Annotated in this window: 22 protein-coding genes; 13 read left to right on the top strand and 9 right to left on the bottom strand. The window is 72.7% G+C overall.

Annotation, left to right across the window (positions count from 1 at the left end):
• Positions 1 to 55: 55 nt before the first annotated feature.
• From ACIO5E_RS25060 to ACIO5E_RS25025, 8 genes are all read left to right on the top strand, one after another.
• A complete protein-coding gene (locus tag ACIO5E_RS25060) occupies positions 56 to 1,225 on the top strand; it encodes a magnesium and cobalt transport protein CorA (RefSeq protein WP_400671688.1) in 1,170 nt (389 codons plus the stop codon).
• A 450-nt stretch (positions 1,226 to 1,675) separates the two neighbouring features.
• Positions 1,676 to 2,497: an SDR family NAD(P)-dependent oxidoreductase gene (locus ACIO5E_RS25055; RefSeq protein ID WP_400671686.1), complete on the top strand. Its 822-nt coding sequence runs from the start codon at positions 1,676 to 1,678 to the stop codon at positions 2,495 to 2,497.
• A gap of 64 nt (positions 2,498 to 2,561) precedes the next feature.
• Entirely contained in the window at positions 2,562 to 2,639 is a 78-nt protein-coding gene (locus ACIO5E_RS25050; RefSeq protein WP_400671760.1) for a 50S ribosomal protein bL37, read from the top strand.
• 266 nt (positions 2,640 to 2,905) lie between these two features.
• Positions 2,906 to 4,483: a hypothetical protein gene (locus ACIO5E_RS25045; protein WP_400671685.1), complete on the top strand. Its 1,578-nt coding sequence runs from the start codon at positions 2,906 to 2,908 to the stop codon at positions 4,481 to 4,483.
• 341 nt (positions 4,484 to 4,824) lie between these two features.
• Positions 4,825 to 5,421, top strand: coding sequence for a helix-turn-helix domain-containing protein (locus ACIO5E_RS25040; RefSeq protein WP_400671683.1), 597 nt, complete (start codon positions 4,825 to 4,827; stop codon positions 5,419 to 5,421).
• Between the two features lie 67 nt (positions 5,422 to 5,488).
• The gene (lepB, locus tag ACIO5E_RS25035) at positions 5,489 to 6,514 is read left to right on the top strand and encodes a signal peptidase I (RefSeq protein WP_400671681.1); all 1,026 of its coding nucleotides are present in this window, start codon (positions 5,489 to 5,491) and stop codon (positions 6,512 to 6,514) included.
• Between the two features lie 139 nt (positions 6,515 to 6,653).
• Complete coding sequence (locus tag ACIO5E_RS25030) at positions 6,654 to 6,902, top strand: hypothetical protein (protein WP_400671679.1); 249 nt, start codon at positions 6,654 to 6,656, stop codon at positions 6,900 to 6,902.
• A 222-nt stretch (positions 6,903 to 7,124) separates the two neighbouring features.
• Entirely contained in the window at positions 7,125 to 7,784 is a 660-nt protein-coding gene (locus tag ACIO5E_RS25025; protein ID WP_400671677.1) for a zinc ribbon domain-containing protein, read from the top strand.
• Between the two features lie 79 nt (positions 7,785 to 7,863).
• Here the strand turns inward: ACIO5E_RS25025 and ACIO5E_RS25020 are convergent, their stop codons facing one another.
• The gene (locus ACIO5E_RS25020) at positions 7,864 to 9,531 is read right to left on the bottom strand and encodes an LCP family protein (RefSeq protein WP_400671675.1); all 1,668 of its coding nucleotides are present in this window, start codon (positions 9,529 to 9,531) and stop codon (positions 7,864 to 7,866) included.
• Between the two features lie 219 nt (positions 9,532 to 9,750).
• Here ACIO5E_RS25020 and ACIO5E_RS25015 point away from each other — a divergent pair, with 219 nt between their 5' ends.
• Together ACIO5E_RS25015 and ACIO5E_RS25010 are read left to right on the top strand one after the other, a co-directional pair.
• Entirely contained in the window at positions 9,751 to 10,125 is a 375-nt protein-coding gene (locus ACIO5E_RS25015; RefSeq protein WP_400671673.1) for a hypothetical protein, read from the top strand.
• Positions 10,126 to 10,250: 125 nt separating this feature from the next.
• Complete coding sequence (locus ACIO5E_RS25010; RefSeq protein WP_400671671.1) at positions 10,251 to 10,910, top strand: hypothetical protein; 660 nt, start codon at positions 10,251 to 10,253, stop codon at positions 10,908 to 10,910.
• On the opposite strand, the gene ACIO5E_RS25005 is transcribed toward ACIO5E_RS25010, so the two are convergent.
• From ACIO5E_RS25005 to ACIO5E_RS24995, 3 genes are all read right to left on the bottom strand, one after another.
• On the bottom strand, positions 10,794 to 11,213 hold the full coding sequence (locus ACIO5E_RS25005; protein WP_400671669.1) for a CBS domain-containing protein: 420 nt from the start codon (positions 11,211 to 11,213) through the stop codon (positions 10,794 to 10,796). The genes ACIO5E_RS25010 and ACIO5E_RS25005 overlap by 117 nt on opposite strands.
• Positions 11,214 to 11,343: 130 nt before the next feature.
• Complete coding sequence (locus ACIO5E_RS25000; RefSeq protein ID WP_400671666.1) at positions 11,344 to 11,631, bottom strand: BON domain-containing protein; 288 nt, start codon at positions 11,629 to 11,631, stop codon at positions 11,344 to 11,346.
• Between the two features lie 37 nt (positions 11,632 to 11,668).
• On the bottom strand, positions 11,669 to 12,022 hold the full coding sequence (locus ACIO5E_RS24995) for a hypothetical protein (protein WP_400671665.1): 354 nt from the start codon (positions 12,020 to 12,022) through the stop codon (positions 11,669 to 11,671).
• Between the two features lie 596 nt (positions 12,023 to 12,618).
• On the opposite strand from ACIO5E_RS24995, the gene ACIO5E_RS24990 reads away from it, so the two are divergent.
• A complete protein-coding gene (locus tag ACIO5E_RS24990; protein WP_280679190.1) occupies positions 12,619 to 12,822 on the top strand; it encodes a cold-shock protein in 204 nt (67 codons plus the stop codon).
• A gap of 240 nt (positions 12,823 to 13,062) precedes the next feature.
• On the opposite strand, the gene ACIO5E_RS24985 is transcribed toward ACIO5E_RS24990, so the two are convergent.
• Positions 13,063 to 13,326, bottom strand: coding sequence for a hypothetical protein (locus ACIO5E_RS24985; protein WP_400671662.1), 264 nt, complete (start codon positions 13,324 to 13,326; stop codon positions 13,063 to 13,065).
• 77 nt (positions 13,327 to 13,403) lie between these two features.
• On the opposite strand from ACIO5E_RS24985, the gene ACIO5E_RS24980 reads away from it, so the two are divergent.
• Positions 13,404 to 14,642: an APC family permease gene (locus ACIO5E_RS24980; RefSeq protein ID WP_400671660.1), complete on the top strand. Its 1,239-nt coding sequence runs from the start codon at positions 13,404 to 13,406 to the stop codon at positions 14,640 to 14,642.
• Between the two features lie 66 nt (positions 14,643 to 14,708).
• Here the strand turns inward: ACIO5E_RS24980 and ACIO5E_RS24975 are convergent, their stop codons facing one another.
• Positions 14,709 to 15,191 (bottom strand): nucleoside deaminase, encoded by a 483-nt coding sequence (locus ACIO5E_RS24975; RefSeq protein WP_280679189.1) that lies wholly within the window; start codon positions 15,189 to 15,191, stop codon positions 14,709 to 14,711.
• 99 nt (positions 15,192 to 15,290) lie between these two features.
• Entirely contained in the window at positions 15,291 to 18,842 is a 3,552-nt protein-coding gene (locus tag ACIO5E_RS24970) for a hydantoinase B/oxoprolinase family protein (RefSeq protein ID WP_400671658.1), read from the bottom strand.
• A gap of 128 nt (positions 18,843 to 18,970) precedes the next feature.
• Between ACIO5E_RS24970 and ACIO5E_RS24965 the strand changes: the two genes are divergently transcribed.
• Positions 18,971 to 20,125 (top strand): FAD-binding protein, encoded by a 1,155-nt coding sequence (locus ACIO5E_RS24965; protein WP_400671655.1) that lies wholly within the window; start codon positions 18,971 to 18,973, stop codon positions 20,123 to 20,125.
• A 2-nt stretch (positions 20,126 to 20,127) separates the two neighbouring features.
• Here the strand turns inward: ACIO5E_RS24965 and ACIO5E_RS24960 are convergent, their stop codons facing one another.
• Both ACIO5E_RS24960 and ACIO5E_RS24955 read right to left on the bottom strand, forming a co-directional pair.
• Positions 20,128 to 20,742: a hypothetical protein gene (locus ACIO5E_RS24960; protein ID WP_400671653.1), complete on the bottom strand. Its 615-nt coding sequence runs from the start codon at positions 20,740 to 20,742 to the stop codon at positions 20,128 to 20,130.
• Positions 20,743 to 20,946: 204 nt separating this feature from the next.
• Entirely contained in the window at positions 20,947 to 21,480 is a 534-nt protein-coding gene (locus tag ACIO5E_RS24955; protein WP_400671651.1) for a flavodoxin family protein, read from the bottom strand.
• Positions 21,481 to 21,563 lie beyond the last annotated feature (83 nt).

Here is a 21,563-nt window from a genome sequence, read left to right as displayed (position 1 = left end):
TCCGGCCCGCTGTTTCCGAGCTGCGGCCGGGCACCCACCGTGGAGGTACCCCGCCATGTCCGACTGGCGAGTGCGCGCCGTGCGCGCGAGCAAGCGTCCGTTCTCCCGCCCCGCCGCAGGCCCCGGTCCCGCCGACACGCAGCCGGCGCCCGAGCACTCGATGGATCCGCGGCCCGACCAGCCCGCCGAACCGGTCGCGCTGGAACGTTCCGTCGTGGACGCGGCGGTCTACCAGGACGGGCGCCGGATCGACACACCGGCCAGCCTCGCCGACATCTACCGCGAACTGCCCGACCGGCCCGGCGCGATGGCCTGGATCGGCCTGTACCGACCCGCCGAGGCACAGCTGCTGGAGGCCGCGGACCGGTTCAACCTGCACGAGCTGGCCGTCGAGGACGCCATCGTCGCCCACCAGCGGCCGAAGCTGGAGCGCTACGGCGACACGCTGTTCGTGGTGCTGCGCGGCGCGCGCTACCTGGACGAGGCGGAGGAGGTCGACTTCGGCGAGATCCACCTCTTCGTGGGCCCCGACTTCGTGCTGACCGTCCGCCACTCCCAGGCGCCGGACCTGTCCGCGGTGCGCCGCCGCCTGGAGGCGGACCCGGAGCTGCTCGCGCTCGGCCCGGAGGCGGTGCTGTACGCGGTGCTGGACGCCGTGGTCGACGGCTACGCGCCGGTGATCGCCGGGCTCCAGCACGACATCGACGAGATCGAGACCGAGGTGTTCGGCGGCGACCCGCAGGTCTCCCGGCGCATCTACGAGCTGTCCCGCGAGGTGATCGAGCTCCAGCGGGCCACCCGGCCGCTGCTGGAGATCATGAAGAGCCTGGAGGCGGGCTTCGGCAAGTACGGCACCGACGACGAGCTGCAGCGTTACCTGCGTGACGTCGCCGACCACGCCACCTACGCCGCCGAGCGGGTGGACGGCTTCCGGCAGATGCTGCAGAACATCCTGACCGTGAACGCGACGCTGGTCTCGCAGCGGCAGAACGAGGAGATGAAGCAGCTCGCCGAGGCCGGGCACGTGCAGAACGACGAGATCAAGAAGATCTCCTCCTGGGCGGCGATCCTCTTCGCGCCGACGCTGATCGGCACCGTCTACGGGATGAACTTCGAGATCATGCCGGAGCTCAAGTGGGCGTTCGGCTACCCGTTCGCGATCGGGCTGATGGCGTTGGTCTGCACCGGGCTGTACCTGATCTTCAAGCGCCGTAACTGGCTCTGACGCGGCGCCGGTAGCGCTGCCGGTGGCGGGGTTGGTGCCGGTGCCGTGGTCGGCGGCGCCGCTCATGCGCGCCGGCGGCCGCCGCCGCAACCGCCGCCGCAACCGCCGTCGCCCGTACGGTTGTTCGCCGGGCGTCAGGGATTCGTCAGGGCGTCGGCGTGGCGCTTGCCCCGGCCAGAGCCCGCGGGTTGGATGAGGAGCATGAACCGCCCGGTACGCCATCACGACCGCCCGCCGCATCCGCGGCCGCCGGTCCGCGTCGCCGTGGCCGTCATCGCCGTGCGCTGAACCGCGCCTCCCCGCCGGAGGGCACGGCACGTGCCGCGCCCCACCCCGCCGCCGGTCGGCGCGGGGTGGGGCGGGCGCGCGAACTCCGCATCTCGTCAGGTCTTCTGAGCCCGCACCCCGACCCGAGCAGGGCCGGCGGTGCCCCGCACCCTGGGAACGGTCATGTCCGAATCCGTCCTGTCCGCCCGCATTGCCCTCGTCACCGGTGCCTCCTCGGGCATCGGCTGGGAGACCGCCCGGCTGCTCGCCGGGCTGGGTGCCACCGTGCTGGTGCACGCCCGGACCACCGCCGAGGCCGAGGCGGCTGTCGCCCGGCTGGTCGACGCCGGCGCCCGACGGGACCAACTTGTCGAGCTCGCCGCCGACTTCACCCACCTCTCGGAGGTCGCGATGCTGGCCGGCACGGTCGTCAAGCACTACCCGGCGCTGGACCTGCTGGTCAACAACGCCGCCGCGGTGGCGCCCGAGCGCTGCACGCTGACCGACGACGGCAACGAGGTCTCGCTGCAGGTCAACTTCCTGGCCGCGCACCTGCTGGCCAAGTTGCTGCGCGCACCGCTCTCGGCGGCCGGCGACGCCCGGATCGTCAACGTCTCGTCCTCGCTGCACCGGACGGCGTCGATGAACTGGTCGGACCCGCACCGGGTGAAGAAGTACTCGCGGGTCGCCGCGTACGCGCAGTCGCAGCTCGCGCTCACGATGGCGACCGCCGACATGGCCCCGGCCGGCTCCGGCCTCACCGCCGTCAGCCTCAACCCGGGCCTGTGCGACACGGCGCTGCTGCCGCTGTACGGGCGGGTCGGCGCGCCGGCGGCGGAGGGTGCGGCGGCCGTCGTCCGGCTCTGCCTGCCGGAGGCCGCGGTCACCAACGGCGCCTACTACGACGGTGGTTCGGTCGCGCCCGCGGCGCCGGCGGCCCGGGAGGAGCGCTCGCTGAAGCGCCTGGTCAAGCTCGCCGACCAGCTGGTCGGCCAGGCCGCCTGAACTCCGGCCCCCGACCGCGTTCCGACCGTATTCCGACCACCCGTCGACGACAGGGGAGCAGACGATGTCCAAGCGCGCCCGCAAGAAGAGGGCCCGACGGAAGAAGAAGGCGAACCACGGCCGCCGGTTCGGTCAGGGCTGAGGCCCCGACCGCCTCCCCCGATGCAGCCCGATGCAGGGGGAGGCGGTGACCGGAGCGGACGGGGCCGGGGCCGGATGCCGGGGAAGCGCCCGGCCGGACGCTAAGGAAGCGTCAAGAAGGGTGCCCGGCGGTGTCAAGGAGCCGTCAGGGGGCGGCTCACCGTAGGTGGCGCGGCACTAGCGTCACCCGGCGGAGAGAAACGGTTCTGCTCCGGTTTCAGCAGGAAACCCAGCAGACCGTGCAACGGGGGAAAGGGACGTGCGGTCATGACCACCTCGGCAGCGGGCAGAGCGGCCACCACGGGGGAGACGGCCCCGGCGGAATCGGGCTCGGCGGAGGAACCGGGCCCAGCAGCGCGCCCGGCCCCGGCCGGGCCGCCGCGCGCCCCCCACCGCATCCCCCCGGGCGCCCTGGCCCGGCTCGGGCGGGGCGCTCGGGCGGTCGGCAGCCGCGCCTACTGGACCACCCCGCGCCTGGTCCGCGGCCTCACCGCGCTCAGCCTGGCCACCCTGCTCGGCCTCGGCGCGACCGCCACCACCGTGCTCGGCGGGGCCCGCGACGGCACCGACACCATCGGTCACCAGGCCGCCCCGCAGGCCACCCGCGCCGCCGACCTCTACTTCGCGCTCAGCGACATGGACGCCCAGGCCGCCAACCTGCTGCTGGTCGGCGCCGACCCCGACTACACGACGCTGCGCAAGCAGACCCTCGACACCTACGAGCAGCGCCGGGCCCAGGCCGACAACGACCTCCAGCAGGCCGCCCAGGCCGCGGCCGCCGACCCGGCCGGCCAGCGCGCCGTGCAGCAGGTGCTCGGCCGGCTCGGCAGCTACGAGGCCCTGGTCGCCCGCGCCCAGCTGCTGGAGGAGCAGGCCAAGGCCCCGGCCGGCCAGCCCTCGCCCGCCGCCCTGGACGCCTACCGCCAGGCCACCGACCTGCTGCGCCAGCAGCTGCTGCCGGCCGCCGACCAGGTCACGGCCGCCAACGAGGCCACCGTCGAGCAGGTCTACACCGAGCACCGCGACGCCCTCGGCAGCGGCTGGTGGTGGCTGCTCGCGGTCGGTCTGCTCGCGCTCGCCGCCCTGCTCGGGCTCCAGCGCGCGCTGGCAGTGCGCTACCGCCGGGTCGTCAACCCGGCGCTGGCCGGTGTCACCCTGCTCACCGGCGTCGTCCTGGCGATCGGCCTGCACCTGGTGAGCCGCGCCGACGACCACCTGGTGACCGCCAAGAGCAACGCCTACGACTCGGTGATCGCGCTCAGCCGCGCCCGCGCCGTCGCCTTCGACATGAACGCCGACGAGAGCCGCTACCTCACCGACCCGTCCCGCGCGGTCGCCTACGAGCAGAGCTTCCTCGACAAGACCCAGGCGATCGCCCACCTCGACGGCGCCACCCTCGCCGGCTACGACGCCCAGCTGGCGGCCGCTGCGGCAAGGCACCGCGCCGACCACGCGGCCGTCCCCTTCGGCGGCTACCTCGGCACCGAGCTGCGCAACATCACCTTCCCCGGCGAGCAGGACGCCGCCGAACGGGTGCTGACCGCCTTCCAGCAGTACCAGCAGGACGACCGGAAGATCCGCGAGCTGCGCGACGCCGGTCGGCTCAAGGAGGCGGTGACGCTCAACACCGGCCTGTCCCGGGGGCAGTCGAACTACGACTTCGACCAGCTGAGCACGGCCATCGGAGACACCATCGCGGTCAACGCCACGGCGATGGACTCGGCGCTCGCCGCGACCGACGGCGACCTCGACGCCACCACGGCGGCCCTGGCGGCGGGGGCGCTGGCGGCGGCGCTCGCCCTCACCGCGCTGGGCGTGCGGCCGCGCCTGCGCGAGTACCGGTAGCACCGCCGCGGGGGGGGGGGGGGGGGGGGGGGGGGGGGGGGGCGGGGGCGCCGCCCCCGCCCCCGGCCGGCGGCGCGGGCCGCCGGGGGGGGGGGGGGGGGGGGGGGGGGGCGGGGGGCCCCCCCCCGCGCGGGGGGGGGGGCGCGCGCCCCCCCCCCCCCCCCCCCCCCCCCCGCCGCGCGCGGGCAGGGGTGCCGGAAGGGCCTGCGGGCGGGCGGTGACTCCGCCCTGGTGGGCGGGCTTGTCCATGATCGCCGGGACGGCGGGTGGGTACGCGGGTCTGCCGGTCAGCCGGTGTGCCGGTTTGACAAACGCCCTTGCCGTCCTGGCACATGGCAGGCATGGCCGACGAAGACTTCGAGAACGTCCTCACCACGGTGGGCCCCCGGCTGCGCGCCCTGCGGCGTGAGCGCGGCACCACCCTCGCCAAGCTGGCCGCCGCCACCGGGATCTCGCTCAGCACCCTGTCCCGGCTGGAGTCCGGGCAGCGCAAGCCGACCCTGGAGCTGCTGCTGCCGCTGGCCCGGGAGTACCGGGTGCCGCTGGACGAGTTGGTCGGGGCGCCGCCCACCGGCGACCCCCGGATCCACGCCCGCCCGGTGACCAGGAACGGCCAGACCATCCTCCCGCTCACCCGGCACCTCGGTGGCCTGCACGCCTACAAGCACATCATGCCGCCCGGGCGGGGCACCGAGCCCGAGCTGGACCTGAAGGTGCACGAGGGCTACGAGTGGCTGTACGTCCTGAACGGCCGGCTGCGGCTGGTGCTCGGCTCGCACGATCTGGTGCTGACGACCGGTGAGGCCGCCGAGTTCGACACCCGCACCCCGCACGCCTTCGGCAACGCCGGATCGCAACCGGTGGAGTTCCTCAGCCTGTTCGGTCCGCAGGGTGAGCGGATCCACGTCAGGGCGCGCCCGGGAACCTCTGTTCGGTAGGTTCGTTCCCTGACAGCGGGGGTTTCCGATCCGGACTCCCGCCAGGCCGTCGGGAGGGGCCGAGAAGATGAGTGTCCAGCAGAGCACGGAGTCCGGCGAGAGCGGTGGGACCGGGGAGCGCGGCAGGGCCGCCGCGCCCGAAGTCCCGGGCGAGGCAGGGTCCTTCGAGGTGGCCGACGGCGATGGTGGCCGGGCCGGCGGTGGTGGTGGCGGGACCGGTCCGGGCGGGGGCGCCGACGGCTCGGGCGGTGCGGAACCGGGGGCGAAAGCCGGGCGGAAGAAGCGTCCGTTCTGGCAGGAGCTCCCGATCCTGCTGGTGATCGCCCTGCTGCTGTCGCTCGGCATCAAGACCTTCTTCGTCCAGGCCTTCTCGATCCCCTCCGGTTCGATGCAGCAGACCCTGGAGATCGGCGACCGGGTGCTGGTCGACAAGTTGACGCCCTGGTTCGGCGCGAAGCCCGAGCGCGGGGAGGTGGTGGTCTTCCGCGATCCGGGCGGCTGGCTGGAGGGTGCGCCGACGCACTCGGACGACTCGGTGATGAGCTCGGTCCAGAAGGCGCTGAGCACCGTCGGCCTGATGCCCTCGGCGGACGAGAAGGACCTGATCAAGCGGGTGATCGCGGTCGGCGGGGACACCGTCGAGTGCAAGGCGGGCGGCCCGGTGAAGGTGAACGGCGTAGCGCTGGACGAGCCGTACCTGTTCCCCGGTTCGACGCCCTGCGACAACGATCCGGTCGGCATCGTCACCGTCCCCAAGGACAAGCTCTGGGTGATGGGGGACCACCGCAACAACTCGCGGGACTCCCGTCCGCACCACAACGAGACCGGCGACGGCTTCGTGCCGGTCGGGAACGTGGTGGGCCGGGCCTTCGTGGTGGCCTGGCCGCTCTCGGACTGGTCCACCCTGCCCGTCCCGGACACCTTCGACAAGGTGCCGGCGGGCGCGGCCGCCCCGGTGGAGACGCCGTCGGTGCCGGACGCGGTCGGGCTGGCGGCTGTCGTGCCGTTCGCCCTGTGGAGCCGGCGCCTGGGCGCCCGAGGGGCCGGGCCGTCCCGGGGCGGTCGCTGGAGTGCGCTCCGGGGGCGCCGCTGAGGCGGGCCGGGCTTCGGTGGAACTCCTCCCGCCGCGCTCTACACGCCTGTAGAGTTTCCGGGGTGAGCTGCACGCCTGGTCGCGTGGCCGCCCGACCCGGGGAGGCCGCGCGCCGGGGCCGGGTCGGGAGGCGGGAGCCGTGGTGGAGAGTCGGCGCAGTCCTGCGGGCGTCGGGGAACCGGCGGGCCCGGACGTCCAGTGGGTGTACCAGCCGGTCGAGGTGGACCTCGGTGACGGCACCTGGGCGTTCGGGCGGATCAGCGGCTGGTGGCAGGACGCCGCCGGGCAGCGGTGGTGCCGGCTGCGGGTGAGCCGCAGCGGGCGACCGGCCGGCTGGGAGCGGTTCGACCCGGCGCGGATCCGGCTGCTGCCGGTCGCGGGACTCTGAGGCGTCAGCCGGGAACGGGTCGGCTGAACCGAGTCGATCGGAACCGGGTCGGTGGGTCCGGACGTCCCTTGGGGCGGCGATCACGCGGCGTTGTCCACGAGAGATTCACAAGATATGACGGCATGTGCGATTCTGTGCAGCGCCCCGCGACCCGCCCCATCCGTGTCGGCACCTTGGGGGGCCGGGGACCGCCGACATGCCACTTCACCGACCGGGGACGACGTGAGTTCCGAGATCTACTTCAGCAGCAACTACCGCGACCTGTGCGAGCAGCACGGCACCGGCGCGGGCTTCCAGTTCGAGTTCTACTGCTACCGCTGCTCCGACACCTGGCGCTCGTCCTTCGAGGCGTTCACCACCGGTCAGGTGGCGGGCTGGATCGGAAAGGGCGTCAGCGCCGCCTGGAACCTCATCGGCGGCAATGCCAACACGATCAGCAACGCCGCCGACGGCCTGGCCGGCCACACCTGGGGCAACGCGCGCGACGCCGCCTTCCAGCGGGCGATCACCAACGCCCAGACGCACTTCAACCGCTGCGCGCGCTGCACCCACTACGTCTGCGGCCGCTGCTTCGACCCGGGCCAGGGCCTGTGCCACAACTGCGCCCCGGACACCGCGGCGGAGGCGATGGCGGCGCAGCGCCGCGGCCTCAACGACATGGTGTCCGACCGCTCCTACCAGCAGGGCCAGCAGTCGGGCGCGGAGTTCGACGTGCGGACACCGCGCCAACTGGTCTGCCCGCAGTGCTCGGCGGAGACCCACGGCACGCCGTTCTGCCCGGGTTGCGGCTTCCGGCTCGCCCAGCCGACCCAGTGCGGGCAGTGCCACAAGGACATCCCGGAGGGCGCCGCGTTCTGCCCGTCCTGCGGCACCAGGCGCTGAGCCCACGAGCGCCACGACGGCGGGGCGTCCCCGGACCAGGTCCGGAGGCGCCCCGCCGTCGTCGTGGGTCCGGTCCGAATCAGCCGTACGAGACGTTGGCGCACGGGTCGTCGTCGGCCGAGCGGGCGGCGTCGGCGACGCTGCTGGGCACCGGGGCCGGAGCGGCCGGGACCCCGTCGGTCGGCGCGCCGGTGGCGGCACCGGCCGGGTTGGCGGCGGCGAAGTCATGGCCGAGCAGCACGCTCACGCCCTTGCCGCCGGGCTGCACGGTGGCGCCCGGGAACAGCTTCGCGACCGCGTCGGCGGCGGCGCGCTCGCCCGTCCCGTACTCGACGACCGTGGTGGCGCGCGGTTTGCCGGTCGCGTTGCCGACGGTGGTCACGGTGTAGCCGGCGCCCTTGACGGCCTCGGCGGCCTTGCCGCCGAGCCCGGTCGCGCCGGTGCTGTTGAGCACGGCGACCTTCACGTCGGCGGGCTTGACGTCGCCCGCCTTGGCGTCCGGTGCGGGGGTGGCGGTGGGAGACGGGGTGGCCTCGGCGGCAGGGGTGCCCGGCGCTGCGGAGCCCGCGGCGGCCGGGGCGGTGGCGCTCGCGTCCTGGCCGTCCAGGGTGCGGTCGGCCTTGAGCGTGGCCCAGAGCTGGTCCACGTCGGGATGGACCAGGGCGACCCGCGGGCCCTCGTAACGCCACGGCGCCGTCACGAACTTGACGTCGTGCAGGTCGACGTCCTTGAGCGACGTGGCGAAGGAGAGCAGTTTGGCCGCCGAGCCGAGGTCGGGGTCGACGGTGAGCGACTTGGTCGCCGCGTCGGCGAGCGGAAGCAGGGTGGTCGGGTCCATGCCGCGGGACTTGACCTCCTTGATGAGCGAGGAGAGGAAGGCCTGCTGGCGCTTGGTGCGGCCGATGTCGGAGCCGTCACCGATGCCGTGCCGGACCCGGACGAAGTCGAGCGCGGACTGGCCCTCCACCTTCTGCTTGCCCTTGGGGAAGATCAGTTTGCCCTTCTTGCCCAGGTTCGGGTTGAGATCGCCCTCGTAGATGTTGTTCGGCAGGCAGACCTCGACGCCGCCGACCGCCTTGGTCATCGAGGCGAAGCCGTTGAAGTCCACCACGATGGTGTGGTCGACCCGCAGGTTGGTCAGCTTCTCGACGGCGTTCTGGGTGCAGGCCGGGTTGCCCTGGTCGGTGTCGCCCACCGAGAAGGCGCTGTTGAACATCACGTTGTTCTGCGCCTTGGTCCACGTGCCGTTCGGGAGCTTGCACGGCGGGATGGTGACCAGGGAGTCGCGGGGGATGGATATGCCTATCGCGTGCTTGTGGTCGGCGTAGACGTGCAGCAGGATCGCGGTGTCCGAGCGGGCGCCGCCGTCCCCGCCGCCGCCCAGGTCGCTGTTGCCGTTGCCGCGACTGTCGGAGCCGATCAGCAGGACGTTGACCGGGGTGCGGCCCTGGGCGTCCGGGGCCGCGGCGGCCGGGCGGTCCTTGCTGAGGGCGTCGCCGTCGAAGGTGGTGAGGTTGCTGTTCAGGCGGTAGTAGACGGCGCAGCCGCCGAGGACGAGGAGGGCGGTGCAGCCGGCCGTCACCCAGAGCACCTTCTCCTTGGTGCTGCGCTTGGGCTTGGGCTTCGCCCGGCCGGTGTGGTGGCCGTCGGATTGGCCGGTTCGGCGGCCGTCGGCCTGGCCCGGCTGGCGGCCGTCCGCCCGGCGTGGTGAATTTCCGGCTTTGGGGGAACCCCTGCGACCCGACACGTCGTCATCCTCCACAGTTGCCACGAAACCCCCGTCGGACCGGCGGGCGCGCGTGACCGGGGCCGGAGCCGATCCGGGCAGGCCCGTCGGTAAACTTCTACACCGCTGTAGAACTTCAGTGGAGCATACTAGGCGCAGATGAGAAAACCACCTGGTCAGACCAACGGATTCGGTCGGTCAGGCTCTTCTGTGCTGCTCAGAACCCGTACGAGGAGCACGATGACTCACCGGATCGCACGTTCGATAGCCGGCGCCCTGGTGGCACTGCTGGCCGCCGTCGGCCTCAGCGCCGCGGCGTCGAGCGCGACGGCGGTGGCCGCACCCCGGCCCGTCGCGGCCGCCGCCACCGGCCTGGCCACCACCGCCTCCGGCCCGTCCGCCCTCGCGGCGGGCCCGGCCGTCTCCGCCGGCGCCCGGAGCGATCAGGCCGAGCCGGCCCACCTCGCGGCCAAGGAACAGAAGAAGAAGTCGGGCTTCTTCGCCAAGCTCGGCAAGTTCCTGATCGTCGTGATCATCCTGATCATTCTGTTCTTCGTCCTGCTGATCGTCGGCATCATCTACGCCGCGAAGCGGATCTTCGGCCGTCGCAAGTAGGGCGGAGCGGCCCGCCCCCCGCGTCCGCCCCGCCCCGGCGCCGCAGCGGGCGCCGGGGCGGGCCACCCGGGCGCGATGTGTCCAGCCAACGTATAACTCGGGTTGATCGGTGCTACCGGCGGCCGATGGAGAGTCGGCCGGCGAAGGCTGTTTCGAAGGCGTTCAGTGCGGCGTACGAGCGTCTTCTCCAGAGCTTCGGCGCGGTCGGGATCGGCATGCGACACGCGTACTGGGAGCAGCGTGAGCCGGAGGGGATCGACCGGGAGGAGCGGAACGGCGCCGGGGTATCGGTCGGCCTGGTAGCCGATGCCGACGTGGAGGTGGCCGCGGAGCGACTCGGCACAGTCATCGGAGAGTTCAGTGCCTTCCCGTTCGGGGAGCCAAAGGACATGGCGATGCTTCGTCAAATTCGTACGAAACTCGACGCCGCACAACGGGACGCCCTTGTGGTCGGCGCGGTGGTGGTCGTTCTCGTTGCCGGAGGCTTTCGCGACGCCGGTGAGCCAGGTGCTCGCGGCCCGGACGGCATGGTCGAAGCTGGGCAGCTCGATGCCGGTCGTGATCGTTTTCCTTCGTGCGGCGGAGAGTTCATCGAGTGGCGACCGCACTGGCGGAAGGCGACGCAGGTTGCCCCGTGTGACTTTGCGGCGCTTGGCGATGGCCCGGGGTCAGGCTGGGGCGCAGACCGCCTCGACGAGGTCGCCGACCTCCTGCCTGGTCAGGTGCCGCGCGATGTCGGCTTCGCTGATCATGCCGACCAGCCGGTGCTCCTCGATGACCGGTAGACGCCGGATCCGATGCTCCTCCATGAGGCGCAGTACCTCGGCCGCGTCGGCATCGGCGTCGACCGTGATCGGCTTGCCCTGCGCGAGCCGGCCCGCCGTCGTGGTCCTGGGGTCCCTGCCCTCGGCGAGACACTTCACCACGATGTCGCGGTCGGTGATGATTCCGTGGAGCCGGTTGTCGAGGCCGCAGATCGGCAGGGCGCCGACGTCCAGCTCGCGCATCCGCCGTGCCGCCGCCTCCAGCGTTTCGTTCTCCTGCACGCAGGTCGCTCCGGCGTGCATGATGTCCCGTGCGATGCTCATGACGCTTTCCTCCTTCGTGGCGTGGACTACGGACTCGAAAGGCGTCGGGTCGGTTCTGGCGGATCAGCACTGAATACCGCCGAATGTGCCGATCTGCCCAGACGAGCCCGCAGTCCTGTGGACGAGCCGTCTATTCCAGCCTCATGCCTGTCATGGAACATCCGCATCCTGAGCGGGCGCCGGCACGGGTGAGTGGTGCGGGCTGAGTCGACGACTGTCGAGCCGTGGCCACCACCGGAGGCCGGGACGGGTTGCCGGCGACGGGGCGCTGGACGAGCCTGGATCGGGCCGCAGTAGACGTCCGGACGGCTACCACCCCGTCCGGCGAGCGGCACATTCCCTCGACGGTGGGGACGAGGCTCTTGCGTTCGACCGTGCCGACCAGGGTGACGATGCCGTCATGGACGGTGACCTCCACGTCTCGGTGTGCATCGGTGTGGTTGCCGTCTCCTCCTTCATGTCCAGACCTGTCCTTTCAGAGCGTCGACCAGTTTCTCGCCCTGGGGGAGCGGCCGGTCGGGTCGCCGTGTCCCGATCTCGTTCGGGCTGGCGATTGCCGCGTTCGGTACTGCGGACCGGGCGGTGTCCGGGCGTCGGCCTTCCTCGGCGACGAAGCGGGGCAGGGCCCGCGTGCTTTCGAGGAACTGGGCGGGGAAGACGATGGTGGAGGTCTTCCCGGCGGCGATCTCGGCGAGGATCTGCAGGTTTCGTAGCTGGAGGGCGATCGGATGGTCGGCGACGACGTCGGCGGCCTCGGCGCGGCGCCCGGCGCTCGATCCCGGATCCCGGATCCCGGATTCCGGGCTCACGGACGCCGCGCAGCCGGCCCAGCCGGAACACCACCCCGCGCTCGTACTGCCGCACTGTCGCGACACCCAGGTTCGGTACGGAAACCACCCTCTTTCATCCGGAGCCCGTGTCTCCAGCGTGAGTGAGACGGAGAGGTCGGGCATGGGCCGTCCGGCCCCTCGCCGGGCGACGGTCGGGCTTGTCCGGATCGCTGGGTCCTCTGTTGAGACGGTCACTGTCGTCCGGTGTCGGACGACCCGGCGGCGGTGCCCATATCGGCGTCCCGGGAGGGCGGCCGCAGGGCCTGCCATCGTTCGGGACGAGGTGAAGGTTCACGCTCCGTGCGTGGTGGCGGGAAGTCGGGTGCGGGCGATCCTGGTGAGGTCCTCGGCGGTGACCATGCCGACCAGCCGGCCGTCGTCCAGTCCTTCTCGGCTTCCCTGGCCGTGTGAATCCCTGCGGAGTAACGTTCTTATCAAGCAGTCGTGGTTCCGAAGTTCTCGCCCGCGGTGACATGCCGTGGGCGCTCTTGCTGTTCAGCGCCTCTCCGGACCAGGGCGATCACCTCCGGGCCCGCACTTGTGGGACCGATCAGTTTCCCTTGAAGGAGAAACGCATGGCTACCGGAACTGTGAAGTGGTTCAACGCCGAGAAGGGCTTCGGCTTCATCGAGCAGGATGGCGGCGGCGCCGACGTGTTCGCCCACTACTCGAACATCGACGCCCAGGGCTTCCGTGAACTCCAGGAGGGTCAGAAGGTGACCTTCGACGTCGTGCAGGGTCAGAAGGGCCCGCAGGCGGAGCACATCCGCCCCGCCTGACCTTCAACGAACGAGTGGGCGCCCTGCACGGATCCACGTGCGGGGCGCTTTGCCGTCTCCTCCGGTACGAGAGCTGCCCGCTTCCTGGACGGTGCCCGGACATGCGAAAGACCCGTTTTCGGACCAGGAGCCGGTGTCTGAGGTGTCCCCGGGAGCACCGGGCGCGCTCGCCGTCGGATCAGGTAGCGCCGGAGTTCGTCGGTGCCCCGGACGATCAACGGGTAGGGCGCCAGGAGGAGGTCACTGAGCGGGAGGGCGGCCGTGCCGAGCGGGCCCTGGAAGAGCGCCATGCGTCGTCAGCGAGCGTACGGAGACCGCGAGCGCCAGGGTGATGACGGGCAACAGGCCCTCGGGCACCATGCCGGCCAACAGCCCGGCCGCGAAGACGAAGGAGTCGACCAGTGAAAGGCGCGCGCCGAACACGGCCACCGGAATGAACCCCAGCACCAGCGCCACGGAGACCGCGGCGATCAGCCAGGCGACCCGCAGCACCTGACGTTCCAACGGGCTGCCGTTGCCCGGCTGGTGTAGCGTGCCCCGGCGTTCGGAGAGAGCTACGGGAGTGTGTGGTGAGCCGACCGGTGGAGCCTGAGCTGAAACGTCAGTTGGGAGTGTTCGACGCGGTCGTGATCGGGTTGGGGTCGATGATCGGTGCGGGGGTCTTCGTCGCGCTGGCTCCGGCGGCCGGTGCGGCCGGGTCGGGGCTGCTGGTGGGGCTGGCGCTGGCGGCGGTGGTGGCGTACTGCAACGCGACCTCCTCGGCGCGGTTGGCGGCCCGGTACCCGCAGTCGGGCGGGACGTACGTGTACGGGCGGGAGCGGCTGGGGGAGTTCTGGGGCTATCTGGCCGGGTGGGGGTTCGTCGTCGGCAAGACCGCGTCCTGCGCGGCGATGGCGCTGACGGTGGGCGATTACGTCTGGCCGGGGCAGGAGCACGCCGTGGCGGTGGCAGCGGTCGTGGCGCTCACGGCGGTGAACTACGCCGGCGTTCAGAAGTCGGCCTGGTTGACCCGGGCGATCGTCGCCGTGGTGCTGGCCGTGCTCGCCGCCGTCGTGGTGGCCGCCCTGACGTCGGGCACTGCGGACGCGGCGCGCCTCGACGTCGGCGCGGACGCGACCTTCAGCGGGGTGTTGCAGGCGGCGGGCCTGCTCTTCTTCGCCTTCGCCGGCTACGCGCGCATCGCAACCCTCGGGGAGGAGGTCCGCGACCCGGCCCGCACGATCCCCCGGGCGATCCCTCTCGCCCTCGGCAGCGCGCTCGTCGTGTACGCGCTGGTCGCGGTTTCCGCCCTGGCGGTGCTCGGGCCCGCGCGACTGGCTGACGCCGCCGCGCCCCTGTCGGAGGCCGCGCTGGCGGCGGGTGCCGGATTGCTGGCTCCGGCGGTGCGGGTGGGGGCAACGGTGGCTGCGCTCGGCTCGCTGCTGGCCTTGATCCTCGGCGTCTCCCGGACGACGCTCGCGATGGCCCGCGACCGCCACCTGCCGCACGCGCTGGCGGCCGTTCACCCCCGGTTCCAGGTGCCGCACCGGGCCGAACTGGCGGTCGGCGCCGTGGTGGCCGTCGCGGCGGCGACGGCGGACCTGCGCGGGGCGATCGGCTTCTCGTCCTTCGGAGTGCTGGCCTACTACGCGATCGCGAACGCCTCCGCCTGGACGCTGACGAGGGCCGAGGGCCGCCCGCCGCTGCTCATTCCCGCACTCGGCCTGGCGGGTTGCCTGGTACTGGCGTTCGCCCTGCCGCCGTCCTCGGTGCTCTCGGGTGCCGCCGTCCTGGCGGTCGGCGCCGTCGCCTACGCGGTGCGCCGGGGCACCTTCGCGTAGTCGCGATGCCCGCACCGTCTGCCCGTCCGCGCCGTGAACGCCCAGACCACAGGCCGTCGTACGGTTTCAGCCGGTGATTTCCCAGTACCCCGCGTGCACGGCGGCTGCCTCGTCGTACAGGTGCGGGCCCGACACCTCGACGGTGCCGCCGCCGGCCGCGAAGACCTGGCGGCACGGCAGGTCGAGCAGCGGCTCGTCCGGGTCCGCGCCCGCGAGGTCGTTCAGTTCGGTGGCGGCGAGGGCGTAGACGACCCGCCGGATGCCGCTCCAGTAGATCGCCCCGGCGCACATCGCGCACGGCTCGGTGCTGGTGTACAGGGTGGCTCCGGCGAGTTGGGCCGGGGCCAGGGTGCGCGAGGCCAGTCGCACCAGATTGATCTCCGCGTGGCCGGTGACGTCGTGGTCCGTCAGCACGGTGTTCTCGGCCGTGAGCAGGACGCTGCCGTCCGGCCCGGTCAGCAGCGCGCCGAAGGGGTGGTTGCCGTGCTCGCGCGCGCCGGCCGCGAGCCCGATGGCCCCGAGCAGGTGGGTGCGGATGTCATCGGCCATGACGTAACTCCTCAGGGGTGAGCCAACTGACGAGGTTGAACGTATAACGGCGGCGAGGTGGGAAGGAACCCGCAGCAGGGCCACCGGGCACTGCCGCCGTCAGCTGCCGTATCCACCCCCTCCGGGCGTGCGGATCTCCAGCGCGTCGCCGGCCGTCAGGTCGGCGACGCCGCAGCCGGGCAGGACCTCGGTGCTGCCGTCGGCATGCAGGATCCGGTTGACCCCGAGAGAACCCGGGGAGCCGCCTGCCAGCCCGTACGGGGGCACGCGGCGGTGGCAGGAGAGGATGCTGACCGTCATGGGTTCGCGGAAGCGCAATCGGCGCACCGCTCCGTTGCCGCCGTGCCAGCGGCCCTTTCCGCCGCTACCGGGGCGGACGGCGAACTCCTCGACGAGGACGGGCAGGCGCCACTCCAGGACTTCGGGGTCGGTGAGGCGGGAGTTGGTCATGTGGGTCTGGACGACATCGGCGCCGTGGAAGCCCGGGCCGGCGCCGGAGCCGGAGGCGATGGTCTCGTAGTACTGGTGGTGCGCGTTGCCGAAGCTGAGGTTGTTCATCGTGCCGGACCCTTCGGCCTGGACGCCGAGCGCGGCGTAGAGGGCACCCGTGATGGCCTGGGAGGTTTCGACGTTGCCGGCGGCGACGGCGGCGGGGTAGACAGGGGCGAGCATCGAGCCGGGCGGCACGACGATCCGCAGCGGGCGCAGGCAGCCGTCGTTGAGCGGGATGTCCTCGGCGACCAAGGTGCGGAAGACGTACAGCACGGCGGCGGTGACCACGGCGGACGGTGCGTTGAGGTTGCTGTCGAGCTGGGGCGAGGTGCCGGTGAAGTCGATGGTCGCGCTGCGGTCCTGGCGGTCCACGCGCACCGAGACTGCGATCACGGCGCCGGAGTCGGTCTCGTAGCGGTAGGCGCCGTCGGTCAGGCCGTCGATGGCCCGGCGCACGGCCTGCTCGGCGTTGTCCTGGACGTGCCGCATGTAGGCCTGGACGACGTCGAGGCCGAAGTGGTCGATCATCGCGTTCACCTCCTCCACACCCTTGCGGTTGGCAGCGATCTGAGCCCGCAGGTCGGCGAGGTTGGTGTCCGGGTCGCGGGACGGGTGGGGCGCCTCGGTGAGCAGCCGTACGGTCTCCGCCTCGCGCAGCCGTCCTCCCACCACCAGCGGCCAGGTGTCGAACAGCACGCCCTCCTCGTGGATCTCGCGGCTGGTGGCGGGCATCGAGCCCGGGGTGATGCCACCGATCTCGGCATGGTGGCCCCGGGAGGCGACGAAGAACAGCGGTTCGCGGCCGGACGGGTCGAAGACCGGGGTCACCACGGTGATGTCGGGCAGATGGGTGCCGCCGTGGTACGGATCGTTGACGGCGTAGGTGTCGCCGGGGCGCAGCCGCGGGCCCCGGCGACGGATCACCTCCTTGACGGTGGTGCCCATCGAACCGAGGTGGACCGGGATGTGCGGGGCGTTGGCGACCAGGTTGCCGTCCGGGTCGAAGAGGGCGCAGGAGAAGTCCAGCCGCTCCTTGATGTTGACCGACTGGGCGGTGGACTCCAGTCGGGCGCCCATCTGTTGGGCGATGGCCATGAAGAGGTTGTTGAAGACCTCCAGCAGGACGGGGTCGGCGGCGGTCGGCAGGGTTTCCTCGGTGTGGCCCCCGACCAGCTCGACCAGCAGGTGCCCGGTCGGCGTCACGGTCGCCCGCCAGCCGTCGTCCACCACGGTAGTGGCGTTGACCTCGGCGATCACGGCCGGGCCGGTCACGACGGACCCCGGCCGCATCGACTCGCGCTCCAACAGTGGGACGCGGCGCCACTTCCCGCCGGCGTAGAGGCGGACGGCGACGGGCTTGGCCTTGGACGTGGGCGCAGGGGAGAGCGCGCCGAGTTCGGGCTGCTCGGAGAGGCCGGTGCCTTCGACGGCGACGGCCTCCACGACGATCGGGCGGTCCATGAGGAAGGAGTAGGTGGCCCGGTGTCGGTCCTCGAACTCGGCGGCCATCGCGGAGACTTCGCCCAGCTGGATGGTGAGGGTGGTGTCGGTGCCCTGGTAGCGCAGCCGGGCCCGGTATGTCAGCCGGATCCGATCCGGCGGGGTGCCCTGGTCGAGCAGCTCGGCGGTGGCGGTCGCCGCGAGCTCGTCGGCGCGTGCCCGGAGGGCGGTCATCTCCTCGGCGGCCAAGGGTCGTTCCACGGCGTGCTCACGCAGGACGGTGGTATCGGCCAGACCGATCCCGAGGGCGGAGAGCACCCCGGCCATCGGCGGGACCAGCACGGTGCGGATGCCCAGCGCCTCCGCCACCGCGCAGGCGTGCTGGCCGCCCGCGCCGCCGAAAGTGGTCAGCGCGTAACGGGTGACGTCGTGGCCCTGCTGGACGGAGATCCGTTTGATGGCGTTGGCGATGTTGCCGACCGCGATCCGCAGGAAGCCCTCGGCGACCTCCTCCCGTGACAATCCCCCGATGTCCTCGGCCAGTTCCGAGAACTGACGTCCGGCCGGTTCGACGTCGAGGGGCTGGTCGCCGTTCGGGCCGAAGACGCGCGGGAAGTGCTCGGCCTGGATCCGGCCGAGCAGCAGGTTGGCGTCGGTGACGGTGAGCGGCCCGCCGCGCCGGTAGCAGGCGGGCCCGGGATCGGCCCCGGCCGAGTCCGGTCCGACCTGGAGGCGCCCGCCGTCGAAGCGCAGCACCGATCCGCCGCCCGCCGCGACGGTGTGGATGGCGAGCATCGGCGCCCGCAGTCGCACCCCGGCGACCTGGGTGGTCACCACTCGCTCGTACTCGCCCGCGAAGTGCGAGACGTCCGTCGACGTGCCGCCCATGTCGAATCCGATCACCCTTTCGTAGCCCGCCAGTCGGGACATCCGCACCATGCCGACGATGCCGCCGGCCGGGCCGGAGAGGATGGCGTCCTTGCCCCGGAAGTGCCCGGCCTCGGCCAGGCCGCCGTTGGACTGCATGAACATCAGGCGGACATCGGCCAGTTCTTCGGCCACCTGCCGGACGTAGCGCCGCAGGCCGGGGGAGAGGTAGGCGTCCACCACGGCGGTGTCCCCGCGCGGCACCAGCTTCATCAGCGGGCTGGCCTCACTGGACAACGACACCTGGGCGAAGCCGAGTTGCGCGGCCAAGCGGCCGATCTCCTGCTCGTGCGCGGGGTGCAGGTAGCTGTGCAGGCAGACCACGGCGACGGACCGGATGCCGTCGTGCAGGCAGCCGCGCAGGTCCTCGGCGAGCCGGTCGAGGTCGGGCGGGCGCGGCACCGTGCCGTCGGCGGTGACCCGCTCGTCCACCTCGACCACCCGGGCGTACAGCGGCTCGGGCAGGACGATCTCGCGGGCGAAGATCTGCGGCCGGTCCTGGTAGCCGATCCGCAGCGCGTCCGCGAAGCCTCGCGTGATCACCAGTGCGGTCGGCTCGCCGGTGCGCTCCAACAGGGCGTTGGTGGCCACCGTGGTGCCCATCCGGACCGCCTCGATGCGCGCTCCGGGCGGCAGCAGGGCCCGGATCCCCGCCACGGCGGGGTCGCGGTAGCGGGCCGGGTCGTGCGAGAGCAGCTTGTGGGTCAGCAGACGGCCGTCGGGGGCCAGCGCGGCGACATCGGTGAAGGTTCCGCCCCGGTCCACCCAGAACTGCCAGCCCCTGGACGTCATGACCGGCTCCCTCCGCCGTGCCGTGCGGCGCCCCGCGCGTGAGTGGCCCCGCGCACGAGTATCCGACCGGGCGAAGTCGGCGGGCAAACGGGACATACTGGTCATTCGGGCCGACTTCGGAGGCAGCGATGACGACCACGACGGTGGGAGCGCTCCGCGAGACCGTGCCGGGAGAGCGCCGGGTGGCGCTCGTACCCGAGCTGGTACCGGCTGTCGGACGCCTCGGGGCGACGGTCCTGATCGAACCCGGCGCCGGCGCCCTGGCCGGCCACCACGACGCCGACTACCGCGCCGCGGGCGCCGCCGTGGCCGGGCGCGCCGAACTGCTGAACCACGCGGACGTGCTGCTCGGCCTCCACCCGCCGTCCGTGGACCCGGCACGCGAGCTGCGCCCCGGACAGGTCCTGGCCGCGATGCTGCGCCCGCACCGGATCCCGTACCTGGTCCGGCAGTGGGCCGACCGCGGGGTGACGGCGATCGGACTCGACCTGGCACCCGACCTGCCCGCCGCCTACCCGCTGGACGCCGAGGCCTCCCAGAGCAGGGTGGCCGGCTACCGGGCGGTGCTGCTCGCCGCCACTCGGTTGGACCGCTGTCTGCCGCCCTGGGGCGCTGCGGACGGCCTGTTCGACCCGGTCCGGGTGCTGGTGGTCGGTGCCGGCCACGCGGGCCTGCAGGCGATCGACACCGCCCGCCGCCTGGGCGCGCAGGTCAGCGTGGTCGAACTGCGCCACCGCGAGCGCGGGGCGGTCACCGTCCTGGGAACAGGGCTGCTGGATCTGCCCGGCCTCCACCCGGTGGCGGACGACCGGGAGCTCTGGGAGATCCTCGACCAGGAACACCCGGCGTGGGTGGCGGGGCTCGCTGGGGCCGCCGCATGCCACGACGTCGTGGTGACGACCCTCGGACTGCCCGACCGGATACCTCCGGTACTGCTGCACCGGGCGGCGGTGGCACGGATGCGGCCCGGCTCGGTGCTGGTGGACCTGGCGGTCGGCCCGGAGGGCGGCAACATCGAGGGGGTCCTCCCGGAGACCATGACACTGGTCGGCGACGGGGTGACCGTGATCGGTGCCGGGGAACTCGCCGCCCAGGTGCCCGCGACCGCGTCGCGCGCGTACGCCCACAACGTGCTCGCACTGCTCGGCCGCCTGCTGCGGGGCGGAGCACCCGCGGCCGACCCCGTTCTGGGGCCGATGCTGGTGACCGACCGGGGCACGGTGCGGCACGAACCCACCAGGCGGCTGTTGCTGGAGGCGACCGCCGTGGCGGGCCTGCCGTAGGTTCAGGACGCCGCAGGGGAGAACAGCACCGCGTGGCGGGCGATCGAGGCCCCGTGCTCGGCGCACTGCTGGTAGCAGCAGGACAGCAGGACGAGATCGGCGGTGTCGACCGGGTCCGCGTCCGCGTCCGCTTCGCGGAGGAGTAGCTCGTACAACAGCCGCTGCCGTTGGCCGACCTCGTGCAGCTCGCTCAACACGTCCGCCACGCCCTCGGGCCCGCCGGACTCCAGGGTGTCGGCCGCCCGTGCGACCAGGCCCAGCGCAGCGTCGGCGATGCCGTGCAGCGAGGCCAGCGGGCGCTCACCGAACAGCTCCCGCCGCTGGCGCGCCCAGGCCGCCTCCAGCAGCCGCTGCACCAATTGCCCGACGGCCTCCACCTCGCAGCCGACGTGGACCCCGACGACGACCCCGGCCCGCCCCCCGAGCGCTCCGGCGGCGTCCTCCTCGATCCGGGACCGCAGCTCGGCCAGGGCCTTCTCCGCGGCCGGAATCCCGTTGCCGCCCGCCGAATCGGTCAGTACGGCCGTCGCGCCGCGCAGCGCGGTGTGCGCGAGCCGTACCAGAGCGGCCAGCTCGCCGATCAGGGCGCGGTACGCGCCGTCTGCGCCGCCAGACATCCCGTGCACTCCCGTCCTCCGGCCCCCTCGACCAGTGTCGCCCCGTCGTCGCGGGGCCGCCTCGGCCAGGACGCTCATGGCAAACGGCACCCGCGGCCTGGCCCCGCGGTGGGACCGATCGGCCCCGAGGGGCCGGGGCGGACGGGCACCGGGGCGGCCATCACCCCGCAGACGGTGCGGTGCTGCGTGGTCGTTGCGCCATGGTCAGACCAGGCCCGCGCCCCAGGCACGGGCACGGTCGAGCTCGCCGGCGCGCAGCGGGCCGTCGGCGCCCTCGACGAGGAAGCCCTCGGGCTCGGCGACCACGTCGTAGTGGTGGCCGGAGAGCCGGTGGGCGATGCCCTCGGCGGCGCCGCCCGCCAGGGGCGTGTCGACGCGGGTGTCGAACGCGGCGGCGTAGGTGCCGGATTCGGTCTCGGGCAGGTCGTGGAACCAGGACCGCAGGCCCGGCCCCTGGGTGGTCCGGTGGGCCTCGGCGGAGGCCTCCTCGTGGCCCTCCCGGTGGTCCTCGGCAGCGGCTGCCATCCGGCGGCTGAGCCCGGAGGACATGCCGCGCAGGTGGGTCGGGCCGCCCACCACCAGCAGGTCCGCGGACCGGGTCTGGTCGGGCCCGGCCTCGGCCACCGGGAGGCAATCGACGGCCGCCTCCGGGTCAGCCTGGTGGACGCCCTCGGCGATCGCCTGGGCGATCTCGCGGGTGTGGCCGTACATGCTCTCGTACACGATCACGGTGTGCATGGTCCTCACCTTTCGTCACCCCCCAGGTTCGCTCCGAGGACACCGTCCGGGCGCGGGCCGTTCGGCCCGGATCGGGTCGCCGG

The sequence above is a fragment of the Kitasatospora sp. NPDC087314 genome (assembly GCF_044744365.1).
Classification (GTDB): Bacteria; Actinomycetota; Actinomycetes; order Streptomycetales; family Streptomycetaceae; genus Kitasatospora.
This window is presented reverse-complemented; position numbering and strand designations above follow the sequence as displayed.

Coding starts and splice junctions, on each gene's coding strand:
- ACIO5E_RS25040 (WP_400671683.1), top strand. CDS start 4,825: ATGGCCGACGAAGACTTCGAGAACGTCCTCACCACGGTGGGCCCCCGG.
- ACIO5E_RS25045 (WP_400671685.1), top strand. CDS start 2,906: ATGACCACCTCGGCAGCGGGCAGAGCGGCCACCACGGGGGAGACGGCC.
- ACIO5E_RS25010 (WP_400671671.1), top strand. CDS start 10,251: ATGGAGAGTCGGCCGGCGAAGGCTGTTTCGAAGGCGTTCAGTGCGGCG.
- ACIO5E_RS25055 (WP_400671686.1), top strand. CDS start 1,676: ATGTCCGAATCCGTCCTGTCCGCCCGCATTGCCCTCGTCACCGGTGCC.
- ACIO5E_RS24975 (WP_280679189.1), bottom strand. CDS start 15,191: ATGGCCGATGACATCCGCACCCACCTGCTCGGGGCCATCGGGCTCGCG.
- ACIO5E_RS24965 (WP_400671655.1), top strand. CDS start 18,971: ATGACGACCACGACGGTGGGAGCGCTCCGCGAGACCGTGCCGGGAGAG.
- ACIO5E_RS24990 (WP_280679190.1), top strand. CDS start 12,619: ATGGCTACCGGAACTGTGAAGTGGTTCAACGCCGAGAAGGGCTTCGGC.
- ACIO5E_RS25015 (WP_400671673.1), top strand. CDS start 9,751: ATGACTCACCGGATCGCACGTTCGATAGCCGGCGCCCTGGTGGCACTG.
- ACIO5E_RS24960 (WP_400671653.1), bottom strand. CDS start 20,742: ATGTCTGGCGGCGCAGACGGCGCGTACCGCGCCCTGATCGGCGAGCTG.
- ACIO5E_RS25060 (WP_400671688.1), top strand. CDS start 56: ATGTCCGACTGGCGAGTGCGCGCCGTGCGCGCGAGCAAGCGTCCGTTC.
- ACIO5E_RS25005 (WP_400671669.1), bottom strand. CDS start 11,213: ATGAGCATCGCACGGGACATCATGCACGCCGGAGCGACCTGCGTGCAG.
- ACIO5E_RS24970 (WP_400671658.1), bottom strand. CDS start 18,842: ATGACGTCCAGGGGCTGGCAGTTCTGGGTGGACCGGGGCGGAACCTTC.
- ACIO5E_RS24955 (WP_400671651.1), bottom strand. CDS start 21,480: ATGCACACCGTGATCGTGTACGAGAGCATGTACGGCCACACCCGCGAG.
- ACIO5E_RS25050 (WP_400671760.1), top strand. CDS start 2,562: ATGTCCAAGCGCGCCCGCAAGAAGAGGGCCCGACGGAAGAAGAAGGCG.
- lepB (WP_400671681.1), top strand. CDS start 5,489: ATGAGTGTCCAGCAGAGCACGGAGTCCGGCGAGAGCGGTGGGACCGGG.